Source organism: Serratia sarumanii (assembly GCF_029962605.1).
Taxonomy (GTDB): Bacteria; Pseudomonadota; Gammaproteobacteria; order Enterobacterales; family Enterobacteriaceae; genus Serratia; species Serratia sarumanii.
Window position 1 is genome coordinate 2554161 of sequence record NZ_CP124750.1, and the last position, 21195, is coordinate 2575355.

Genomic DNA, 21195 nt, shown 5'->3' on the forward strand with positions numbered 1-21195 from the left:
CGGTGCCGTTCGCTTTCCCGACATATACTTAAGGGAGGAATCGCAATGGAGGACGGTGAGATGAAGAAGATTACTCTCGTGTTTTTGATGCTGATGCTGAGCGGGTGCATCGGCGGCGGAGGCGGCCCGTCGAATGCGCCTCCGGCCTCGCCGAATGAGCCTTATACCTGCACCAAATCCAGCGCCAACAGCGACTGTTCGCAATCGGTGGAGCCGTCGATGTACTAGCCGCATTCGGCGGGCCGTCGCTTAACGGCCCGCCGCCTCAGGGCTGAACTAGGAGGAGTGTTCCTCTTCGTTGGCCTGATATCGCGTCGCCTGCTGCTTCATAAACACCACTTCCTGCGGGCTGGACAGGCTGACACGCTGCGCGCGCAGCAGCTTGAGGATGTTGAACAGCAGTTCGCTCTTGGTCGCGCCGACCATGCGCGGGCTCGGCACATAGCCGGTCACGCTCAGGATAATGCCGTCCGGCCCCAGCTGGCTGAAGCGCACGTAAGGCGCTGGCGTTTCCAGGATGTTTTCGTATTCGTGGTAAGCGTTAAGCAGAATATTGCGCACCTGCTCCGGATCAATGTCGGTCGGAAACGTCAGCGCGATGGTCACCACCCCTTGCGCGTTGCCCATGGTGGCGTTGCGCACGTTCTGCGAGATCAGCTGCGAGTTCGGTACGATCATGGTGGAGCGGTCGCTGAGCTGGATTTCGGTGGCGCGCACGTTGATGCGCCGCACGTCGCCTTCCACGCCGCCGATGCCGATCATATCCCCCACCTTCACCGGGCGCTCGGTCAGCAGGATCAGGCCGGAAATAAAGTTCTTCACGATCTCCTGCAAACCGAAACCGATGCCGACCGACAGGGCGCTGACGATCCACGCCAGGTTGCTCCACTGGATGCCCAGCGCCGCCAGGGTGATCAGTATCACCAGCACATAGCCGATATTGCTGAACAGCGTCACCAGCGAGGCGCGGATGCCGACGTCCGAGATGGTTTTCGGCAGCAGTTCAGATCCCAGCCAGCGCCGCACCGCGCGCAGAATATAGATGCCGATCGCCAGGCAGATCACGGCGTTGAGCAGGTTGCCGGGCACGATGTTGAAACGCTGCAAGCCTTCACCGGTCAGGATGGAGACGATTTTCTCCATCAGCGAACCCGGCGTGGTGCTGCCGAACGAGCCGTTGAACAGCGAGACAATCATCAATAGCAACAGCGAACATTTGGCCAGCGCGGTGGTGATGATCGCCATCTGCTCCAAATGGCGATCCTTGAAGCTGAGCGTTTTCTTCAGCATCTTGCCGCTGACGGTCTGCGGCGAAAACAGCGCGGCGCACAAATCGGTGGCGAACAGCACCATAAAATAGAACGCCATCAGCACCAGCACCACCCAGATCAGTTGGTAGGTCAGGAAGCGGGCGAAGGCGATGTAGCCGATAAGCAGGGAAAACAGGATCACCACCGAACAGACCAGGGTGACGAGGTGCACCAGCCCGCTGACCAGCGTGCGTTTTTCCAGGTGCGCGCCCTGCTGTTCCAGCCGGCGCCGAATGCGCTGGCCGCGCAGCGGCGCCGCCAGCAGCACCATGCCGATCAGCCCCGCCACCAGGCCGTTGCCGAAGATGGTGGTGGCCAATGAGGCGCTGACGACGTTGTTGATCAGCTCCACGGTGCCGAACGCCAACGCCAGGCCGGCCAGCAGCGGCGAGAAGTAACGCAGCCCGGCGGCCACCTCGTTATCCATGGAAGCCAAGCGCCACGACGGGCGATTCAGCGACAGCGCCGCACGCCCCAGCCCGGCGATCAGCGCGCAGAAAATCCCCAGACGGTTAAAGCCTTCGGCGAAGTCCTCCAGCATCACCGGCAGCGGCTGCACGCGAACAAAGACGTAATACAGCAGGTTCAGCGCGATAGAGGTGGTGATCACCGTCACCACCACGGTGACGAGCGCCATAAAGCTGCGGCGCAGACGCCCGTCCGGCAGGAAACGGATGCTGACCCAGGCGAGGAAACGCTCGGAGAAATAGCGCCCCCAGGACCAGACAATCACCGCCAGCGCCAACAACGCCAGCGTGCCGTAACGCCACTCGTCCTGCCAACTGGCATCCCAGGCCGCTTTCATCTCGGCGTTGAACTGATCCAGCCGCTGCACGTCATTTTCGGACGGCTGCAGCACCGGCGCCCAGAATTTGATGCCCAGAATGCTGCCGGTATTCAGCGCCAGCTGGGTTTTAAACGCCACCCGGCGCAGATCGCCGATCTGTTGCCCGAGCTCGAAGGCGCTGGTCTTGATGGCCTGAGCGCGTTTTACCGCATCGTCCAGCTGTTTCTTGCTGTTGTTCAGCGCGTTGCGCTGCTGGGCCACCGCCGGGGTTTCAGGCAGCGCGCCGGCCGCCGGGGCCGGCCCCAGGACGTCCAGCTGCGCTTTCAGTTTGTCCTGCTCGGGCTGCAGATCGGTGGCGAGCTTTTCCATGCTGGCGACCAGATCGTCGGTCGCCAGCCGCAGTTTGCTGAGCTGGTTATCGGTGGTCGCTTTGGAAACCAGCTGCTTCATGCTGTCCAACTGCTTTTGCGCGGCTTTCAGCTGCGTAGCGGGATCGGGCGCGCTTTCGGCGGCGGGATCATCCTGGGCGGCGGCGACGGCGCCGAACGGCGTCAGTTGCAAACCAAACAGCAATAACAACAACAGCAGGAACGGGCGAGGCTTTAACATAAATTCAGTGCTCAGCATCATTATCTGATAGACAGACGAACAGGCGGCGGATGAACCGTCGCTTAACCATAAACGCTAATTATAATAGCTGCTTAATGTCGGCCGAAATACAGTAATTATTCCCATTGTGTGCCACGCGCGCGCGCCCTCCTTAGCCTGCTGATTATTCAGGCGCTTTTACACTGGCGATACGGCACAAGGCGCTCTATACTCCAGCCACCGATTAACCTGCAACCAATAAAAGGAGACTTACTATGCTGACGTGTGAATTGTTTTTTCACTCACACTTCTTTGGTAATCGTCGCCGCTCAAGCATTACCGGTATCGTGCTGCGATAACCCAGCTTGAGCGAAGCTTACTAAAATCCAGGATCTTCCCTCCGGCTTACCGGGTTGTCGTCAGCGATGTTTGACGATAGGCATTGTCATGCCTGTAACTCTTGAGTAAGCAATGAGCACACTACTGTCTACACAATCTGTCGGTTACGACAACGCGTTCGGCGTCCTGCTGAGCGAGATTTCCTTCACCCTGAAAAAAGGCGATCGCATCGGTTTGATCGGCGACAACGGCTGCGGCAAAAGCACCCTGCTGCAACTGCTCAGCGGTGCCCTGCCCATCCACAGCGGAACGGTGACATTGTCACAACAATGCCTGATGGCGCGCATCGAACAACACCTGCCGCCCGAGCTGCACGCCTGCACTCTGCTGGATGCGGTGCTGGCGCGGCTTCCGGCGAGCCAACACCTCAGCGAACGCTGGCGCTGTGAAGCGCTGCTCGCCGAGCTGGGGTTTGAACCGGCGAGCTGGACGTTGACCGCCGGCACCCTCAGCGGCGGCCAGCACACCCGCCTGCTGCTGGCGCGCGCGCTGATCCGTCAGCCCGATCTGCTGCTGCTCGACGAGCCCAGCAACCACCTGGATCTGCCCACGCTGCTGTGGCTGGAGCAGTTCTTGCGCAGCTGGAACGGCAGCTTCGTGCTGGTGTCGCACGATCGCTATCTGCTCGATCAGGTGACCAACTGTACCTGGATCCTGCGCGACAAAACGCTGCAGTTTTTCCGCTTGCCCTGCTCCGCCGCGCGTCAGGCGCTGGCTGAACAGGACGCTGCGGACGAGCACCGCCGTCGGGCCGAGCAAAAAGAGATAGACCGGGTGGAAAAAAGCGCCAAACGTCTGGCGACCTGGGGCAAGGTCTATGACAACGAAGATCTGGCGCGCAAAGCCAAGCAAATGGAAAAGCGCGTCGATCGGTTGAAGGAAGAACAAACCACCCTGACCGCCGGCAGCCCGTGGCGGCTGCGACTGCAGGGAGAGGCGCTGGACGCCGATCGCCTGCTGGCGCTGCCGCAATGGGCCGTGCGCCCGGCGCCGGAGGCGCCGGTGCTGTTCAGCCTGGCACATCTGCGGGTGAAAAGCGGCGATCGCATCGCCATCGTCGGGCGCAACGGCTGCGGCAAATCGTCGCTGCTGCGCTTGCTGTGGCAGGCGTATCAGCAGCCCACGGAACGCCCGGCGATCTTCCACCCGCGCGTGCGCATCGGCTATTACGATCAGAGCCTGCAACAGCTGCGCGATGAAGACACGTTGAGCGAAGCGCTGGCGCAGTTTGCGCCGCTGACCGAGGAACAGCGGAAAATGGCGCTGATCGGCGCCGGCTTCCCTTACCTGCGCCATCATCAGCAGATCCGTTCGCTGAGCGGCGGCGAGCGTTCGCGGCTGCTGTTCGTCGGCCTGACGCTGGCCAACCATTCGCTGCTGCTGCTGGACGAGCCCACCAACCACCTGGATATGGCGGGCAAAGAAGAGTTGGCGGAAACGCTGCGCCAGTTCGCCGGCGCCGTCATGTTGGTCACCCATGACCGGATGCTGATCGAACAGAGCTGCAACCGCTTTTGGCTGATCGACCAGCAAAAACTGGAGGAGTGGCACGATCTGGCGCCGGTGTATCAGCGCCTGGCGGGCGAAGCGCCAGCGCTGCCGACGGCGGGCAAGGCCACCGCAGACGGCCCGACGCCGCACGAGCGGCTGGAAGACGAAGAAGCGCTGTTGGCCGCGCTGTTGGCCCTAGAAAGCAAACTGGAGGACGACCTGGCGCGCAAGCCCAAGCACCAGAAACCGGCGCTGCAGGCGCGCTGGCGCCGCGAGATTGCCGACATCACCGCCCGGTTGAATCTGGGCTAACCCCACAGGCCGCCGAACGGCGGCCTGTTTATTGATGTATTGATGGAAAGCAGCTTGTCGCTTTCCCTTGGTTCTCACGGCATCCCGATTGCTGGTCACTGTCGGCCAGCCAGGATAATCCGCGCGGGCGGCGATACCGGCCGTGGCTTTGCGTATGCAGCAAAGCGCCAGGATCACGTTCTCTTTCGTTATTCGGTAATGGCAGGCGGCGAATATCGCCAGGCTAAAAGAAACGCGGTGATAGCCGCTTCGGCCATCTGTTGCAACTGTTCCGGCGTCGGCCACTGGTCGGATAACAGAGCCGCCGGCAACGGATACCCCATCACCGCGCCCAGAAATGCCATAGCCTGAGGCTGCGCATCAGCAAATTGGACTTGCCCATGTTGCCGCGCCTGTTCCAACATTTTCACAAATGCCTGCAGCACCCGTCCGGCATTGCGTTCACGCAACGTGGCGTACAACTCAGGTTTCTGCAACAGCAGTTGCACCATCAGCCGCTGAAAATGCACGTTATCAACGCTGAAAAAATGCGCCTGCACCACCGAAGCGAAACGCGCCAGCACCTGCGGTAAATCCATACTCTCCTGAGCCAAAATGGCGGCGATCGGCGGCTGCATCTTCTCGATAAGATGGTTGAACGTCTCCAGCACCAAGGCGTCTTTGCTCGGGAAGTGATTATATAAGGTTTGACGGGTGGTTCCCGCCTCGTTGGCTATCTCGTCCAACGAGATATCCAAGCCCTGCTGCAAAAACAGAACGCAGGCGGTTTCCAGTATCCGTGGCCTGGCCTTCATCGGCCGTCCCGGTTGGCGGTTGATCATGCTCTCTCTCCAGCCCAGAGGCTCATTTTCGCGCCTTAAGTCGTGCCAACCCTTGTTTGGTCAGAACAAAAAACAACGGTACGAACAATAATGTCAGCAGTGTGCCAGAAATCATGCCGCCGATCACCGCAATCCCGATTTCGCGCCGGCTGGCGGCCCCGGCACCGACAGAAAGCGCCAGGGGGATCACACCCGCGACAAACGCCAATGAGGTCATCACGATGGGCCGCAGACGCATTCGCGCCCCTTCCAGGGTCGCCTGCAACAAAGCGGATCCCGCTTTGAGCTGTGTTTCAACAAACTCGACGATCAGGATAGCGTTTTTCGCCGACAGGCCAATCGTCGTCAACATTCCCACCTGGAAGTAAATATCGTTTTCATACCCCGCAAGGCGCGCGGCGACAACGGCTCCGATAATCCCGAGGGGAATGATCAGCATCACGGACAATGGGATAGACCAACTCTCGTACAGCGCGGCCAGGCAGAGGAAAATGAACAACACCGAAGCCAGATACACCAGCAATGTTTGCCCAGCGGCCAATTGCTCCTGATATGAGAGCCCGCTCCACTCAAGGCGGTAGCCGTCTACACCGCCGATAATGCTCTGCATACGCGCCATCGCGGTGCCGGAGCTTTCGCCCTCGGCTGCCGTCCCCTGTAACTGCGTGGCCGACAGCCCGTTAAAGCGCTGCAGCATTTGTGGCCCTGAGAGCCAACGCGTAGTCGCGAAGCTCGCAAAGGACGCCATGCTGCCGCTTTCACCACGTACGAACCAATTATCGATATCATCCGGCGCCGATCGCCAGGCCGCGTCCCCCTGGATGTAGACCCGCTTTACGCGGCCGCGATCGATAAAATCGTTAATATAAGCGCCCCCCCAGGCGGCAGAAAGCGTGTTGGTGATGTCAGCCTGCTGCAGCCCTTGTGCGCTGGCCTTTTGCTGATCGATATCGACCTGCAATTGTGCTTTATCTTCGAGGCCATTGATGCGTACCGCCGTTAACAACGGATCTTCGGCAGCGGCGGCGATCACTTGCCTCTGCGCAGCTTGCAGCGCGTCATGCCCAACGCCGTTTTGATCCTGTAACCACAGTTCAAATCCACTGGACTGCCCCAATCCGCGCACCGCCGGCGGCGACAACACATTGATCTGCGCGTCGCGATAGCTTTTGAAATGGTGATTGGCGCGGCTAATAATCGCCAGCGCGTTATTCTCATTACCGCTGCGCAGCGACCAATGTTTAAGTTCGGCAAACGCCATGCCGACATTCTGACCACTGCCGGCGTTATTGCGCCCGACAACCATGAAGATCACATTCAGGTTGTCCCGCTCGGCGGTCATGAAATAGTCGGCGATAGCGTCAGCAGTCTGTTGCGTTCTGGCCATCGGGGCGCCTGGCGGCAGAGAAAACTGGACCATTACCGAGCCCTGATCCTCGACTGGGAGAAAACCGGTAGGCATCCGCAGATATTGCCAGATCATAAAACCGACCAGCAGCAGCGCCAGCATGCAAAAACGCCCTTTGCGCGCCATCACATGGTTCAATCCCAACCCATAACGCCGCTGTCCGTATTCCACCAGGCGGTTAAAGCCGCGAAAAAAGCGGTTGCGCGGCCGCTGCACCGACGGTTTTAGCAAACCGGCGCACAATGCCGGCGTCAAGGTCAACGCCACCAACACCGACAGCACCATAGCGGCGACGAGCGTGATGGAAAACTGTCGGTAGATTATGCCGGTTGAACCGCCGAAAAATGCCATCGGAACAAATACCGCCGAAAGTACCAGCGCGATGCCGATCAGCGCACCATTGATCTCCCGCATCGAATGCAACGTCGCCTCGCGCGGCGGCAATTGCGCTTCCTCCATCACGCGCTCAACGTTCTCAACCACCACTATCGCGTCATCCACCAACAGGCCGATCGCGAGCACCATGGCGAACAGTGTCAAGGTGTTTACGCTGTAACCCAACAGCGCCAAAATGCCGAAAGTGCCGAGCAGCACTACGGGTACCGTAATGGCGGGGATCAATGTGGCACGCCAATTTTGCAAAAACAGATACATCACCACAATCACTAGCGCGATCGCTTCCAACAAGGTTTGCACGACGCCTTCAATGGACACCAGTACGAACGGCGTGCTGTCACGCGGATAAGCCACCTGCAGCCCCGGCGGAAACTGCGGCGCCATGCGCTCCACTTCAGCCCGCACCCGTTCGGCAACCTCCAGCGCATTGGCGCCGGAAGCCAGTTGAATCGATATGCCGGCCGCTGGGTACCCGTTGAGGCGCGTTTGGTTTTGATAGTTTTCCGCACCGATTTCCACGCGCGCAACATCGCGCAAATACACCGCCGAACCGTCGGTATTGGTGCGCAGAATAATATTCTCAAACTGCTCCGGCGTTTCCAGCCGCGATTGCGTGGTCACGGTCGCGTTCAGCGCCTGGCCATCCATCGTAGGCAATGCGCCGATCTCACCGCTGGTGACCTGGTCATTTTGCGCTTCTATCGCGGCTTGCACGTCAGATGGCATCAGGCCATAACCGCTCAACTTGATCGGATTGAGCCAAACGCGCATCGCATATTGAGCGCCAAATACCGTCGTCTCCCCGACGCGATCCACCCGGCTCAGCGGGTCTTGCAGCGAACTGACCAGAAAATCATTGATATCAACGCTGTCCATGCGGCCTTGCGTGTCGTACAGGGCGACTACCATTAGGCTATCGCCCTGCGATTTTGTCACCGTGATCCCTTGCTGCTGCACTTCTTGCGGCAATCGCGACGTTGCCTGATTGACCGCATTTTGCACTTGAACCTGAGCAATGTCCGGGTCGGTTTGTTGTTCGAAGCTAAGGCTGATGCGAGCCTGACCCGCCGAACTGCTGGTTGATGAGAAATACAACAGGCCATCGATCCCTTTAATTTGCTGTTCGATAATCTGAGTTACGCTGTCCTCTACCGTTTTGGCCGAAGCGCCGGGGTAATTGGCGGTCACCGTGACGCCAGGTGGGGCGATGTCGGGATATTGCTCAACCGGCAATGTCCAGAGCGCCAGTGCGCCCGCCGCCATAATGCAGATGGCCAGCACGGCCGCAAATACCGGTCGAAAGACGAAAAAATGCGCTAGCATGCCTGACTCCTCTGATTATCTCGCTTACGGATGCTTTGATGATGCATCTAATGACGCCAATTACTTTACAGTAAAGTAAATAAATTAAATCAAATCTGAAATCAAGCAGGAATCAACACCGTATTGTCATCTGACTATGGCACCCTGCACGCTAAACTTTGTTCGGAACATTGCCGCCATGACTTCACTCTCCCCACGGGACATCGAGGCGCGCTACCGCTTCGCGCGTGAGATCGCCCGCGCCGCCGCCGATCTCGCCTTCAGCTTTTATCAACGGCGGCAAAGCCTGGCTGTCGACTTCAAACAGGGGCTGCAGGACGTGGTCAGCGAGGCCGATCGCCGCGTCGAAGCGCTGATCCGCCGCATGATCAGCCGCCGTTTTCCCCAGGATGGGTTTCTCGGCGAGGAAAGCGGCAGCACCGGCGAGAATGCCGCCTGTATTTGGGTCGTCGATCCGATTGACGGCACCGCCTGCTTCCTGAACGGATTGCATACCTGGTGTATCGCGATAGGCGTGGTGATCGATGGCGAGCCGACGATAGGCGTGGTCTACGATCCCAACCACCGCGAAATGTTCCGCGCCTGTCGCGGCGGCGGCGCCTTTCTCAATGGGGAGCCGATCGCTGTGCATGCCGGGCGCAGCGTCGCGGATGGCGTGATGGGCGTCGGGATTTCCCCGCGCGCCTCGGCGGCGGAATTCAGCGGCTTTCTCTGTCGCCTGCTGCAGGCGGGAGGGATGTTTGTGCGCAGCGGCTCCGGCGCGTTGATGACCGCCCAGGTGGCCGCCGGACGGCTGCTGGGCTATTACGAACCGCATATGAACGCCTGGGACAGCCTGCCTGGGTGGGTGCTGACGCGCGAAGCCGGCGGCGTGGCGAATGACTTTATGCACAACGACGGGCTGCGGCGCGGCAACCCGTTGCTGCTGGCCAACGCGGCGCTCTACCCGCAGTTGGCCGAGCTGATTCACATGCCGGGCTTGATCGGCTCGACGTGCCCTATCGCGCGCGTGATGGCCGGATAAAGCGCGCGCAGCCGGCGCTCGACCCGATCGACCGCATCGTGCGCGGCGGCGATGGTCACCGCCGGCGACACCCGGCAGTGGAAATTGACAATGATGCCGCCGTCGCTCTTGCGTGCGCGCACGTTGTGTACGTCTTGCACGCTCTCTCCCTGCTCCAGCGCCGACTGCAGGATCCGCCGAATATCGGCCAGCTCCGTCGCATCGACATCCTCGCTGGTCAGCCAGTGCGGCGTCTGCGGCTCCAGGTGCGTCTCTATCTCGGTGTCCTCACCGATCGCCTGGCGCAGGATCCCTTCTATCTCCGTGGCGATGTCATGCGCCTGCGCCACGCTGGCGTTGGCCGGCACCACCAAATCCATGCCGATCGCCATGCGCGTCGGCAGCTGCTGCAACGTCACATTCTGTACCTGCGCGCCGTGGTTGGCGGCGATCGCCCGAATGCGCGTCGCCATGTCTTCATCGCTGCGGGTCTGCGGCACCGCGATGACGGTGAATTCCGCCCTGGCGTAGTGCTCCCGCAGTCGCTCGACGATCTCTCGCTTCAGCGCGTCGATGCGCTCCAGCGGCAAGGTGCGGCACACCGCCACCGTGATTTCGACGAACAGCACCGCGCCGGCGTTGCGAATGCGCACGCTGTCGCAGGCCAGCACCGCCGGAAAACGCGCCAGCGTGGCGCGGATCGCCTCAGTAGCCCCGGCCGGCGCGGCATCCATCAGTGAATCGAAGGAGCGTTTACCCAGTTTGATCGCGGCGACAAAGATAAAGCCGGCGACGATCAGCGCGGCGATGGCGTCCGCGCGGCCAAAGCCCAGCAGCACAAACACCATCCCCAGCAGCACCACGCCGGACGAAAGCATGTCGGAGAAGAAATGCAGCGCATCCGCTTCCAGCGCCGCGCTGTCGGTCGCTTTGGCGACGCGGTTGAGCGCCCGCACGCGGAAGAAATCGACGCAGATGGAAATCAACAGCACCGCGATCACCACCGGCGCGGCGACGATCTCATGCGGCTGCCCGAGCAGGCTGCTGCCGGCCTCATAGACAATCCAACCGGCGGCGCCCAGCAACAGCAGCACCTCAAACAGCGCCGCCAGGTTTTCCACCTTGCCGTGGCCGAAGTGGTGATCGTCATCGGCGGGCTTATCGCTGATGCGCACCGCCAGCCAGGTGATGCTGGTGGCGATAAAATCGGTGAAAGAGTGGATCCCTTCGGATATCAGGCCAATACTGCCGGTAAAAATGCCGGCGACAAATTTGCCCGTGGCCAGTAACCCGCTGGCGATCATCGAGTTTCTGGCCACGGCCTGTTTTTCATTCTGCATTATGCTGCTCACATTCGGACGGTGATTTATTTTTTTATTTTAGAGGATAATTGCCAGACAACGGCGATCAGCAGCATACTGCCAGAGAATGTCAGCATGAGGCTAGTAAGAAAATTGGATTTTCCGGTGGAATAAAAATAAATCTCATTAACGCCCACCGAGATCATTAAAATGGCGTAGAGCAATCCCAGAATAAGAATCGTCATTATTATCAACTCCCGTATCAGGCCGCGCGTTCCGCGCGCCGCTAAAAATCCTCCCCATAATAAATAGCGGTTACGGGGAGGATGCATCTAGGCGGATCTTTTGCGTTCATCAATCATCCCATTTGGTGCTCATATAGGCCGCCAACAGGCCCAGTGAGCTGATCATTGCCAGGAATCCCATAAAAATAGTCATGTTTCCCATTGTTTTTTCCTCAGGTTAAATGTTATCGATAAAAGCCCCTCGCGTTAAATATCGGGGTTGGTCGGTATCCATATTTTTTAACGCCCTCCTCTTTTTTTGTCACACTCCCGCCCTTTTTAGAGCGGGAACCGTTTAAATCCCCAAAACGTACTGGGCAATTTTGAAATAAATAATCAGGCCGGTGCCATCGATAAAGGTGGCGATAAACGGCGCCGATACCACCGCCGGATCGATGCCGAGCCGTTTCAACAGCATCGGAATGATCGACGAGACAATCGCGCTCCACACGGTGATCGCCACCAGCGACAGGCTGACCACCAGCGTCACCTCCATGCCGACGCCCATGATCCAGGCGCGCACCCAGGCCGCCAGGCCAATGGTGACGGCGATCAGCAGCGAGGTCGTGACCTCTTTGCGGATCACCGCGCCCAGGTTACGCAGGCTGACCTCGCCCAGCGCCATGGCGCGCACCAGCGTCGAGGTGATCTGGGTGCCGCTGTTGCCGCCGGTGCCGATCAGCAGCGGGATAAAGAACGCCAGCGCGATCGCCGCTTCGAGTTGCTCTTCAAACGCCTTGAGCACGTTGCCGGTGTAAGCCTCGGCAACGAACAGCATCAGCAGCCACACCGAGCGTTTGCGCCACAGCGCCCACGGGCTGGTCTCCAGATAAGGCTTGTCCAGCGGCAGGCTCGCGCCCTGGCGCTGCGCGTCTTCGGTGTTTTCAGCCTCGACCAACCGGGCGATCTCTCGCTCCCCCAGCACGCCGACCAGCGTGTTGTTCGCCACGACCGGCACCACGTCCAGGCCGCCCTTGCCGAGCAGATGCGCCACGTCGTTGCGATCGCCGTCAGGTGAAACCTGAAAATAGCTGTGATCCATCATCACGCCGACCGCTTTATCCTGCTCGTCGCACTGCAGCAGTTTTTTCACCGACAGCGTGCCGCGCAGATGATAATCGTCCGCGGTAATAAATACCCGGGTGGGAATTTCGTCCGTTTTAAGCTGTGAAAGTAAATATTTCCGGGCATGATTGACCGTCATCGTCGCGGGAACGGTAATAAAATCGGCGTTCATATAGCCGGCGACCGATGTCTCGTCGAGAGTTTCAGTCGCGCTCAGCGCCGGAGAAGAATAATGTTGATGTGACTTTATCATTTTGTCAGTCCCTATTTCTGTTTTGAACTTCAACAGCGAATCGCATAGGGGCGTAACCACAGAGGGGGAGTGCAGACTGCCTATCTCCGCGTCCAGGTTTTAGCACTATACAACGTATCCGAATTGTTGCTCGGAAGTTACTTTGGGCTGAACCTTAATCCGATAAAGCCTGTCTTAACCTTGGGCATCTCTCGATGTCGTCAGATCAGTAACCTGTGTTTGTATAGGAGCCTCGCCAAACGAGATACTGCATATAAACTACCGGCGCAGTATAGGCGGTGTTTTATCCGGCGGGAAGAAAAGATTGTCCGTCGTTTATGGAGTATTTAGGATAATTTAATTAAACGCGAATCTATAAAAACGGCTGATATAAATCAGCCGTTTTTTTATTTCTCAGTGCTCGAGAAGGTAGACGTTTTTATCGTACAAGGCACCCTGGCGGGTAAAGTCGATCCCCTTCACGTAGGGTTTAATGAGCGTGGCGTTGGCCTCGTAGTACACCGGCGCCACCGGCGTATCGGCGGCCAGCACCGCCTCGACCTTCTCAACGGCAAATTTTATCGCGACGCGGCTTTTTCGGCGCCAGCAGATAATCCACCACGCTTTCGTCAACGCAGCTGTCGATGCCGTTCAGCGCCAGCGTATGCCCGTCGCGTTCGCGGGTGATCAGCGGGCTTTTAAAGGCGGCGGCCATCACCTGCGCGTTGCGGTACGGCGTGGTCGGATCGTAGCGCTGGGCGACGAACAGCAGCGGCGGCAGCGCGGCGGGCGCCACCGGCGTGTGCGGCCGATCTTTGCCGCGATACGGCCACAGATCGCACATCTCCAGCGGGTATTCGTGCAGCGGCAGATAGTGGGCATACAAAGCGGCGGTATTGATCTCCTGCCGCTGCCGGCGCAACTGCTGCGGATCGGCCGTCGGGTTGGCGACGTCGGCGCAGGTGATGACGTTCAGGGCGTCATCGGCATCCGGCGAATAGCTTTCGTCGATCAGATCGGAAACCTGCTGCCCGGCGATCCCGGCATCGAGCTGGCGCAGCACGGTCGCCAGCTCATGCCAACGCTCCGGCCACAGCAGCAGCGAACGCGTGACCGTCAGCACGTCGTCGGCGGAGATTTCATAACCCGCCGCGGTGACGAACGGCTGCTCATGCAGCTTGCGCAGCAAGGCATGATAACGCTGCAGCGCCTGATTGGCGCCGCCGCCCAGCTGGCAGCTGTCGGTTTTGCCGCAGTAGGCGGCGAAGCGCAGGAAGCTTTGCTGGAAGCCCCGCTCCTGGTTCAGCCGCTGGGTGAAATCGTCCTCGGCCAGATCCACCACCCCGTCGAGCACCAGCGCGCGCGTTTTCTTCGGAAAACGCTCGGCATACAGCGCCGCCACCTTGGTGCCGTAAGAGTACGCCACCGCCGTCAGCCCCGGTTCGCCCAGCGCGTGGCGGATCGCGTTCAGATCGTTGACCGCTTCGTCGGTGCCGATATGTTGCAGCACGTCCGCGCCGGTCTGTTTGATACAGGCGGAAATCAGGGTGCGCGTCTGGCTCTCCGCACCGGCCACATCGTTGTCGTCCGGTGACGGGGTTTCGTCGCCTTCGGCCAGCTGGCAGGAGATTTTCGGCGTCGATTGGCCGACGCCGCGCGGATCGTAACCGATGATGTCGTAGGATCTTCGCAGTCTGGCGACGTGGGCGTCGTTGCCCAAATAAGGGTTAATGCCCGGCAGACCCGGCCCGCCGCTGATCATCACCACGCTGCCCTTTTTCGGCCCGGTGGCGGGCAGCAGGGTCAGCGCCAGCCGCACGGTCTGTTCGCCCGCCCGCGCCGAATGAGCAGGAGGCGTAGCGTACGCCAGCGGCGCTTCAAGGTAACCGCAGCGCAGCCCCGGCGGTGGCGGCTCATCGAACCAGCGTTGAAAGCCGCTGTTGAGACAAGATTGCCAACGAATGCCGTTCTCGGCCGCCGCGCCGTGAGCCGCAGGCCTGGCCTGGCCGGGCAATGCGGCGGCGGTCGCGGCGAGCAGCGCCAGAATACGCAGTACTGACATGGGGAGTCCTTTCAACGCAACGAATCGGTCAAAGGTTAACGGTACCCGGTTAAACCGCTAGCCAATAGAACACAAAAAACCGCGCGGGTGAAGCCGTCACCGCGCGCCCGGCAAGACTTTTCTTTGCTCAGATTGCTCTTATAACGCACAGAATGCTGCAAAAAGTGCCGTTCACCTGCTAGGCTTAAGGTTCGTTAACCCACAAGGAACAGGAGAGCAGCATGTTTGGAAAAGCGGAAGACAAAGCCAATGAAGCCGCAGGCGCGGTAGAAGAAGCGTTCGGCAAAGCCGTCGATTCGCCGGAGCATCAGGTGCGCGGCGCGGCGCGCAAATACGCCTCCCAGGCCAGCTATGCCGCCCGAGACGCAGCGGACAGCGTAAGAACCCAGGTGGAAGCCAACCCGCTGGCCGGCGTGGCCGTTGCGGCGGCGGTCGGCATCGTTTTCGGCTTCTTGCTGGGACGCAAATAACGGCGAATTCGCCGCTCGACAACAGGCCCGTTACGGGCCTTTTTTTCGCCCTCTCCTCCACCTGCTTGCTAACTTTCATCTATCACAGCCATCGCTTAAAAAAACCAACGCCTTCAACTACGATTAGTTTGTGACCAGAGCGAGGCTCTGCGATCCGGCAGATAACCCTATGAGGATTATCACCATTATCCATGCTGTTTAAGCCGCTCTCCTTCACGCGGCTAAGAAAGGTTGATTATGGCTCGCACCACCCCTATCGAACGTTACCGCAATATCGGCATCTCCGCGCATATCGATGCCGGCAAGACCACCACCACCGAGCGGATTCTGTTTTACACCGGGGTCAGCCACAAGCTGGGTGAAGTGCATGACGGCGCGGCGACCATGGACTGGATGGCGCAGGAACAGGAGCGCGGCATCACCATCACTTCGGCGGCCACCACCTGCTTCTGGAACGGCATGCAGCATAATTATCCGCAGCACCGCATCAATATCATCGACACCCCCGGCCACGTCGATTTCACCATTGAAGTGGAGCGTTCGATGCGCGTGCTGGACGGCGCCGTAATGGTCTATGACTCGGTGGGCGGCGTGCAGCCGCAGTCGGAAACCGTCTGGCGCCAGGCCAATAAATACAAGGTGCCGCGGCTGGCGTTCGTCAACAAGATGGACCGCATCGGCGCGGACTTTTTCCGCGTGCGCAAAATGATGATCGAGCGCCTGAAAGCCAACCCGGTGCCGATCGTTATTCCGATCGGCGCCGAAGACCACTTCAGCGGCGTGGTGGATCTGGTGCGGATGAAAGCCATTCTGTGGGACGAGGCCTCGCAGGGCATGAACTTCAGCTTCGAAGAGATCCCGGCCGAGCTGCGCGATTCGGCGCAGGAGTGGCGCGAAAACATGATTGAGGCCGCCGCCGAAGCCTCGGAAGAGCTGATGGAAAAATACCTCAACCAGGTGCCACTGAGCGAAGAGGAAATCGTCCACGGGCTGCGGGTGCGCACCGTCGCCGGCGAAATCCAACCGATGCTGTGCGGCTCGGCGTTCCGCAACAAAGGGGTGCAGCGCATGCTGGATGCGGTGATCGAGCTGATGCCCTCGCCGCTCGACGTGCCGCCGATGGAGGGCCACGGCGAACATGATGAAATCATCACCCGCAAAGCCGACGATAATGAAAAATTCTCGGCGCTGGCGTTCAAGCTGATGACCGACCCGTTCGTCGGCCAGCTGACCTTCGTGCGCGTCTACTCCGGGGTGCTGGCCAAAGGCAGCAGCGTTTACAACCCGATCAAGGGCAAAAAGGAGCGCATCGGCCGCATCGTGCAGATGCACGCCAACGATCGTAAGGACATCGACGAGCTGCACGCCGGCGACATCGCCGCCTGCGTCGGCCTGAAGGACGTCACCACCGGCGATACGCTGTGCGACCCCGGCGCCATCATCACGCTGGAACGCATGACCTTCCCCGAGCCGGTGATCGCCCAGGCGATCGAGCCGAAGACCAAGGGCGACCAGGAGAAAATGGGCATCGCGCTGCAGCGCCTCTCTTCGGAAGATCCGTCGTTCCGCGTGCGCACCGATGAAGAATCCGGCCAGACCCTTATCTACGGCATGGGCGAGCTGCACCTGGAGATTATCGTCGATCGCATGCGCCGTGAATTCGGGGTGGAGACCACCACCGGCAAGCCGCAGGTGTCGTACCGCGAAACCATCCGCAAACGGGTGGCCGACGTGGAAGGCAAGTTCGTGCGCCAGTCCGGCGGTAAAGGGCAATACGGCCACGTGGTGCTGACCGTCGAACCGAACGAACCCGGCAAAGGCTTCGAGTTCTTCGATGAGATCAAGGGCGGCGTCATTCCGGGCGAGTTTATCCCGGCGGTGAAAAAAGGCGTGCTCGAGGCGCTGAACAACGGCGTGCTGGCCGGTTATCAGGTGGTAGACGTCAAGGTGCACCTGACCTTCGGTTCTTACCATGACGTCGACTCGTCGGAACAGGCGTTCCGCATGGCGGCGATCTTCGGCTTCAAAGACGCCTGCCGCCTGGCGGATCCGGTGATCCTTGAGCCGATCATGTCGGTGGAGGTGGAAACGCCGGAAGATTACGCCGGCAACGTGATGGGCGACCTCTCCTCACGCCGCGGTCTGGTGCAGGGCATGGAAGAGATCCCGGGCGGCGGCGGCAAGGAAATTCGCGCCAAGGTGCCGCTGTCCGAGATGTTCGGTTACTCGACCACCCTGCGTTCGATGTCGCAGGGCCGCGCCACCTACACCATGGAATTCAGCCACTACGCCGAAGCGCCGCGCAACGTGGCCGAAGAGATCATTCACCACAGCAAGCGTTAACCCTCGCGCCCGCCTTCGCGGCGGGCGTCACCCCTGCTTGTCTTCCAGCGCCACCACCACCGGCTGCGGCTTGATGCGCATGGCGTACACCACGCCGGCGATCAGGCAGACGATGCCGGCCAGCGTCAGCAGCGGCGGCCAGGCCTGGCGCAGCAGAAAGGTATAGGCCAACCCCGCCAGAATTTCGAACACGATGAGCGGCCCCACCAACACCGTCGGCAGCCGCTGGCTGGCTTCGTTCCAGCACAGCGCCCCCAGCCAGGAGCAGAACACGCCGATGACCAGCATCAGCGGGATAAACACCTCGGGGCGCGGGCCGAACGGCAAGGCGAACGCCGGTTCGCTCAGCGCCAGTTGGCCGCAGACCGCCAGATAGCCCAGCAGCGCCAGCGGCAGCGTCACCAGCCCTTGCGCCGTGGCCCAGGTGGCCGGCCGCTGCGTCGGGTTCTCCCGCAGCCAGCGCGAGTTGCGCAGCGGGAACCAGGTCCAGCACGCCACCGCCAACACGGCCAGCCCCAGGCCGCTGAGATAGCGCCAGCCGTCGACCGGCAGCGCATTGCCGCGCAGCTCGGCGACGTTCACGCACGCTAACCCGCAGACGATCAGCAGCAGCGCCGGCGCCAGCTTGCCCCACGCCAGCCGCCCGTCGTGCCGGCCGTAAAACAGATTGGCGCAGAGGGCGATCACCACCGGCAAGGTGCCGATGATCATGGTCGACACCGGTGCGCCGGTACGCTGAATGGCGCTGGCCAGGCACAGGTAGTACAGCAGGTTGCCGATGGCCGTCAGCTTGAGCGCCTCCAGCCAATCCTGGCGCCGCAGCTTGCGCAGGCGGCGACGATCGAGCCAGGCCAGCGGCAAGGTGATCAGCCCGAAGGCCAGATAGCGCCCGGTGGACTGCAGCGCGGCGGGATAATCCGGCACCAGCAGCGGGCCGACGAAGATCAATCCCCACATCAGCCCGGCGGCCAGGGCAAACACAACGCCAATGAACATAACGACTCCGACAAACGGCCGGCGCGGCCAACCCGCCCGACAAGACAGCGGCAGAGTAGCGAAAACGCGGGGAGGAATTATTGTAGCAGGTTGCTGTTTTAACCCAATTTCACCTGTTTCTGGAAACGCACCGGCGTGACGCCGTAACGATTGGCGAAGGCCCGCGTCAGGTGCGCCTGATCGGTCAGCCCCGCCGCCGCCGCCACCTGTGCGGCGGGCATGCCGCGCTCCAGCATGCGTTTGGCCTGCGACAGCCGGATCGCCATCAGCATCTGCTGCGGCGAAACGTGGTATTCGGCCTTGAACTTGCGCAGAAAATGGTACGGGCTGAGCGACACCAGCTCGGCCAACTGATTGAGGGTCACCGCCTCGGCGAAGTTATCGTGCAGGTAGCTTTTCACCACCTCGAAACGGTGCGCCGCCTCGGCTTTTTCCCGCTGCCCGGTGCGGATATGCGGGTACAGCAGCTCGACCGCCTCCAACAGCAGGCCGTCCAGCGTAAGCGGATCGTCGGTTTGCCACAGCGTGGCGAGAATGGCGGACAGGCGCTGCGCCGCCCGCGGATCGTGGCGCACCGCATCGGTGAACCACTGGCTCCGATCGCCGGACAGCTGCTCCAGCGCCTCGGGCGCCAGATAGAGCATGCGGTAACACCAGCCGCCCGGCGTTTCGGCTTCGCCGGTATGCAGCTCGTCGGGGTTCATCAGCACCAGCGCGCCCGGCGCCGCCAGATGCTGCGCGCCGCGATAGCGGAAACGCTCCGCCCCGGTGTCTACGGTGCCGATAGCGAAGGCGTCGTGGGTATGCGGCTCGAAGGCATAGCGCTCAATGTGCGCCTGATAGAGTTCGACGCCCGGCAGATGCGACAAATGGCGGAACTGCGCGCAATCCTTCTCGAACGGAAACTGTTGCGGTACCCCTTGCACTCGACCTCCTCGTCCGTGCTGACAATCTGCTCAGCATAGCCAAAACATCGCCGGTTGAGTAGCCGCCCTGGCGCTTTCGTGCCCCTCGCCTGGACGATCGCCGCCATTCGGCGTAGGGTTAAGGTCCCTGTCCCTTTCAGGCGCGCCGCATCGCGAAGCTCATCGGCCCCTGACACTCCGCAAACAAGAGGCAACAATGTATCCGGATACTCAACTGTATATCGATGGACAATGGCGCAACGCACTGGCCGGGAAAACCCTGCCGGTCACCAACCCCGCCACCGACGAGGTAATCGGTCAAGTGGCGCACGCCGCCACAGAGGATCTCGATCTGGCGCTGGCCGCCACCGAGCGCGGATTTAACGTCTGGCGCGACACCGCCGCGCACCAGCGCGCCAACCTGATGCGCAAAGCGGCGGCGCTGCTGCGCGAACGCGCCAACGCCATCGCCGCCGTCATGACGCAGGAACAGGGTAAACCGGTGGCACAGGCCAAAGTCGAAATTCTCAACGCCGCCGACGTTATCGACTGGTTCGCCGGCGAAGCCACCCGCACCTACGGGCAGATCATTCCGTCCCGCGCCCGCGACGTGCAGCAGCAAACCCTCAAGCTGCCGGTCGGCCCGGTGGCCGCCTTCACGCCGTGGAACTTCCCGATCAACCAGATCGTGCGCAAGCTGTCCGCCGCGCTGGCCGCGGGCTGCTCCATCATCGTCAAAGGCCCGGAAGAAACGCCGGCCTCGCCGGCTGAGCTGATCAAAGCCTTCGCCGACGCCGGGATCCCGGCCGGGGTGATCGCGCTGGTGTACGGCACCCCGGCGGAAATCTCGGAATACCTGATCCCGCATCCGACCATTCGCAAGATCTCCTTCACCGGCTCCACCCGCGTGGGCAAGCATCTGGCGGCGCTGGCCGGCCAGCATATGAAAAAGGCCACCATGGAGCTGGGCGGCCATGCGCCGGTGCTGATCTTCGACGACGCCGATCTCGACGCGGCGGCCAAAGAGCTGGCGCAGTCCAAGTTCCGCAACGCCGGTCAGGTCTGTATCGCCCCAACCCGCTTTCTGATCCAGCAAGGCGTTTATGAAGCCTTCGTGGAGAAATTCACCGCCGCCGTGCGTGAACTCAAGCTCGGCAACGGGCTGGAAGACGGCGTCACCATGGGGCCGATGGTGCTGGGCCGCAGCGTCGACAATATCGAGGCGCTGGTGCAGGATGCCGTCGCCCACGGGGCAAAAGCCTGCACCGGCGGCAAGCGCGTGGCGGGCAAAGGCAACTTCTTCGAGCCGACGGTGCTGCGCGACGTGCCGCTGAGCGCCCGCGCCATGTCGGAAGAGCCGTTTGGCCCGGTCGCCCTGCTGCGCCCGTTCGCCACCTATGACGAGGCGATCGCCGAAGCCAACCGCCTGCCGTACGGCCTGGCCGCCTACGCTTACAGCCGCAACATCGCCACCGTCAATGCGCTGGGGCGCGACGTGGAGAGCGGCATGCTGAGCATCAACCACATCGGTTTCGGCCTGCCGGAAACGCCGTTTGGCGGCGTGAAGGACTCCGGTCACGGCACCGAAGGCGGCAGCGAAGCGATCGAATCCTACCTGGAAACCCGCTTCGTCACCGTCGCCGGCCGTTAATCGAACGCCGGATAAATAGCCAAAAGCCCCGCAGTGCGGGGTTTTTTT

Annotated in this window: 17 protein-coding genes and 1 riboswitch; of the genes, 6 read left to right on the forward strand and 11 right to left on the reverse strand. The window is 60.9% G+C overall.

The genetic code is table 11. The annotated features are described in order from the left end of the window. Positions 1-60 precede the first annotated feature (60 nt). Entirely contained in the window at positions 61-228 is a 168-nt protein-coding gene (locus SSARUM_RS12145; protein WP_223181989.1) for a hypothetical protein, read from the forward strand. A gap of 48 nt (positions 229-276) precedes the next feature. Here SSARUM_RS12145 and SSARUM_RS12150 read toward each other — a convergent pair whose 3' ends face one another. Further along, the gene (locus SSARUM_RS12150; RefSeq protein WP_048322081.1) at positions 277-2706 is read right to left on the reverse strand and encodes a DUF3772 domain-containing protein; all 2430 of its coding nucleotides are present in this window, start codon (positions 2704-2706) and stop codon (positions 277-279) included. 450 nt (positions 2707-3156) lie between these two features. Between SSARUM_RS12150 and SSARUM_RS12155 the strand changes: the two genes are divergently transcribed. Beyond that, positions 3157-4887 (forward strand): ABC-F family ATP-binding cassette domain-containing protein, encoded by a 1731-nt coding sequence (locus SSARUM_RS12155; RefSeq protein WP_060430109.1) that lies wholly within the window; start codon positions 3157-3159, stop codon positions 4885-4887. Positions 4888-5075: 188 nt separating this feature from the next. On the opposite strand, the gene SSARUM_RS12160 is transcribed toward SSARUM_RS12155, so the two are convergent. Continuing rightward, positions 5076-5708 (reverse strand): TetR/AcrR family transcriptional regulator, encoded by a 633-nt coding sequence (locus tag SSARUM_RS12160; RefSeq protein ID WP_033634603.1) that lies wholly within the window; start codon positions 5706-5708, stop codon positions 5076-5078. Positions 5709-5730: 22 nt separating this feature from the next. Continuing rightward, entirely contained in the window at positions 5731-8835 is a 3105-nt protein-coding gene (locus SSARUM_RS12165) for an efflux RND transporter permease subunit (RefSeq protein WP_060430111.1), read from the reverse strand. A gap of 178 nt (positions 8836-9013) precedes the next feature. Here SSARUM_RS12165 and SSARUM_RS12170 point away from each other — a divergent pair, with 178 nt between their 5' ends. Next, on the forward strand, positions 9014-9859 hold the full coding sequence (locus SSARUM_RS12170; protein WP_060430113.1) for an inositol monophosphatase family protein: 846 nt from the start codon (positions 9014-9016) through the stop codon (positions 9857-9859). Here the strand turns inward: SSARUM_RS12170 and SSARUM_RS12175 are convergent. The 6 genes from SSARUM_RS12175 to SSARUM_RS12200 all read right to left on the reverse strand — a co-directional run bounded on the left by SSARUM_RS12175 (position 9802) and on the right by SSARUM_RS12200 (position 14782). Then, positions 9802-11178 (reverse strand): cation diffusion facilitator family transporter, encoded by a 1377-nt coding sequence (locus SSARUM_RS12175; protein ID WP_060430114.1) that lies wholly within the window; start codon positions 11176-11178, stop codon positions 9802-9804. The genes SSARUM_RS12170 and SSARUM_RS12175 overlap by 58 nt on opposite strands. 26 nt (positions 11179-11204) lie before the next feature. After that, complete coding sequence (locus SSARUM_RS12180) at positions 11205-11384, reverse strand: hypothetical protein (protein WP_033634607.1); 180 nt, start codon at positions 11382-11384, stop codon at positions 11205-11207. 109 nt (positions 11385-11493) lie between these two features. Beyond that, the gene (mgtS, locus tag SSARUM_RS12185; RefSeq protein WP_004938109.1) at positions 11494-11586 is read right to left on the reverse strand and encodes a protein MgtS; all 93 of its coding nucleotides are present in this window, start codon (positions 11584-11586) and stop codon (positions 11494-11496) included. Between the two features lie 132 nt (positions 11587-11718). After that, complete coding sequence (locus tag SSARUM_RS12190; RefSeq protein ID WP_060430116.1) at positions 11719-12741, reverse strand: magnesium transporter; 1023 nt, start codon at positions 12739-12741, stop codon at positions 11719-11721. A gap of 77 nt (positions 12742-12818) precedes the next feature. After that, positions 12819-12992: riboswitch (M-box (ykoK) riboswitch) on the reverse strand. Positions 12993-13134: 142 nt separating this feature from the next. Next, positions 13135-13272: a hypothetical protein gene (locus SSARUM_RS12195; protein WP_164030575.1), complete on the reverse strand. Its 138-nt coding sequence runs from the start codon at positions 13270-13272 to the stop codon at positions 13135-13137. 13 nt (positions 13273-13285) lie between these two features. Beyond that, positions 13286-14782 carry an alpha/beta hydrolase gene (locus tag SSARUM_RS12200; RefSeq protein ID WP_060430119.1) on the reverse strand — a complete coding sequence of 499 codons (1497 nt, stop codon included), beginning with the start codon at positions 14780-14782 and terminating at the stop codon, positions 13286-13288. 221 nt (positions 14783-15003) lie between these two features. On the opposite strand from SSARUM_RS12200, the gene SSARUM_RS12205 reads away from it, so the two are divergent. Together SSARUM_RS12205 and fusA are read left to right on the forward strand one after the other, a co-directional pair. After that, positions 15004-15252 (forward strand): glycine zipper domain-containing protein, encoded by a 249-nt coding sequence (locus SSARUM_RS12205; RefSeq protein WP_004938127.1) that lies wholly within the window; start codon positions 15004-15006, stop codon positions 15250-15252. Positions 15253-15489: 237 nt separating this feature from the next. Further along, positions 15490-17595: an elongation factor G gene (gene fusA / locus SSARUM_RS12210; protein WP_033648394.1), complete on the forward strand. Its 2106-nt coding sequence runs from the start codon at positions 15490-15492 to the stop codon at positions 17593-17595. 27 nt (positions 17596-17622) lie between these two features. Here the strand turns inward: fusA and SSARUM_RS12215 are convergent, their stop codons facing one another. Further along, positions 17623-18591, reverse strand: a complete 969-nt coding sequence (locus tag SSARUM_RS12215; protein ID WP_039566009.1) for a DMT family transporter — start codon at positions 18589-18591, stop codon at positions 17623-17625. A 98-nt stretch (positions 18592-18689) separates the two neighbouring features. Beyond that, on the reverse strand, positions 18690-19517 hold the full coding sequence (locus SSARUM_RS12220; protein ID WP_041035213.1) for an AraC family transcriptional regulator: 828 nt from the start codon (positions 19515-19517) through the stop codon (positions 18690-18692). A gap of 196 nt (positions 19518-19713) precedes the next feature. Between SSARUM_RS12220 and SSARUM_RS12225 the strand changes: the two genes are divergently transcribed. Beyond that, positions 19714-21147 carry an NAD-dependent succinate-semialdehyde dehydrogenase gene (locus SSARUM_RS12225; protein WP_033634614.1) on the forward strand — a complete coding sequence of 478 codons (1434 nt, stop codon included), beginning with the start codon at positions 19714-19716 and terminating at the stop codon, positions 21145-21147. Positions 21148-21195 lie beyond the last annotated feature (48 nt).

Bases quoted from the DNA above. Each gene is read 5' to 3' on its own strand.
- SSARUM_RS12150 (WP_048322081.1), bottom strand. From the start codon at position 2,706: ATGTTAAAGCCTCGCCCGTTCCTGCTGTTGTTGTTATTGCTGTTTGGT.
- fusA (WP_033648394.1), top strand. From the start codon at position 15,490: ATGGCTCGCACCACCCCTATCGAACGTTACCGCAATATCGGCATCTCC.
- SSARUM_RS12200 (WP_060430119.1), bottom strand. From the start codon at position 14,782: ATGTCAGTACTGCGTATTCTGGCGCTGCTCGCCGCGACCGCCGCCGCA.
- mgtS (WP_004938109.1), bottom strand. From the start codon at position 11,586: ATGGGAAACATGACTATTTTTATGGGATTCCTGGCAATGATCAGCTCA.
- SSARUM_RS12180 (WP_033634607.1), bottom strand. From the start codon at position 11,384: ATGACGATTCTTATTCTGGGATTGCTCTACGCCATTTTAATGATCTCG.
- SSARUM_RS12215 (WP_039566009.1), bottom strand. From the start codon at position 18,591: ATGTTCATTGGCGTTGTGTTTGCCCTGGCCGCCGGGCTGATGTGGGGA.
- SSARUM_RS12165 (WP_060430111.1), bottom strand. From the start codon at position 8,835: ATGCTAGCGCATTTTTTCGTCTTTCGACCGGTATTTGCGGCCGTGCTG.
- SSARUM_RS12170 (WP_060430113.1), top strand. From the start codon at position 9,014: ATGACTTCACTCTCCCCACGGGACATCGAGGCGCGCTACCGCTTCGCG.
- SSARUM_RS12225 (WP_033634614.1), top strand. From the start codon at position 19,714: ATGTATCCGGATACTCAACTGTATATCGATGGACAATGGCGCAACGCA.
- SSARUM_RS12190 (WP_060430116.1), bottom strand. From the start codon at position 12,741: ATGATAAAGTCACATCAACATTATTCTTCTCCGGCGCTGAGCGCGACT.
- SSARUM_RS12175 (WP_060430114.1), bottom strand. From the start codon at position 11,178: ATGCAGAATGAAAAACAGGCCGTGGCCAGAAACTCGATGATCGCCAGC.
- SSARUM_RS12155 (WP_060430109.1), top strand. From the start codon at position 3,157: ATGAGCACACTACTGTCTACACAATCTGTCGGTTACGACAACGCGTTC.
- SSARUM_RS12145 (WP_223181989.1), top strand. From the start codon at position 61: ATGAAGAAGATTACTCTCGTGTTTTTGATGCTGATGCTGAGCGGGTGC.
- SSARUM_RS12205 (WP_004938127.1), top strand. From the start codon at position 15,004: ATGTTTGGAAAAGCGGAAGACAAAGCCAATGAAGCCGCAGGCGCGGTA.
- SSARUM_RS12160 (WP_033634603.1), bottom strand. From the start codon at position 5,708: ATGATCAACCGCCAACCGGGACGGCCGATGAAGGCCAGGCCACGGATA.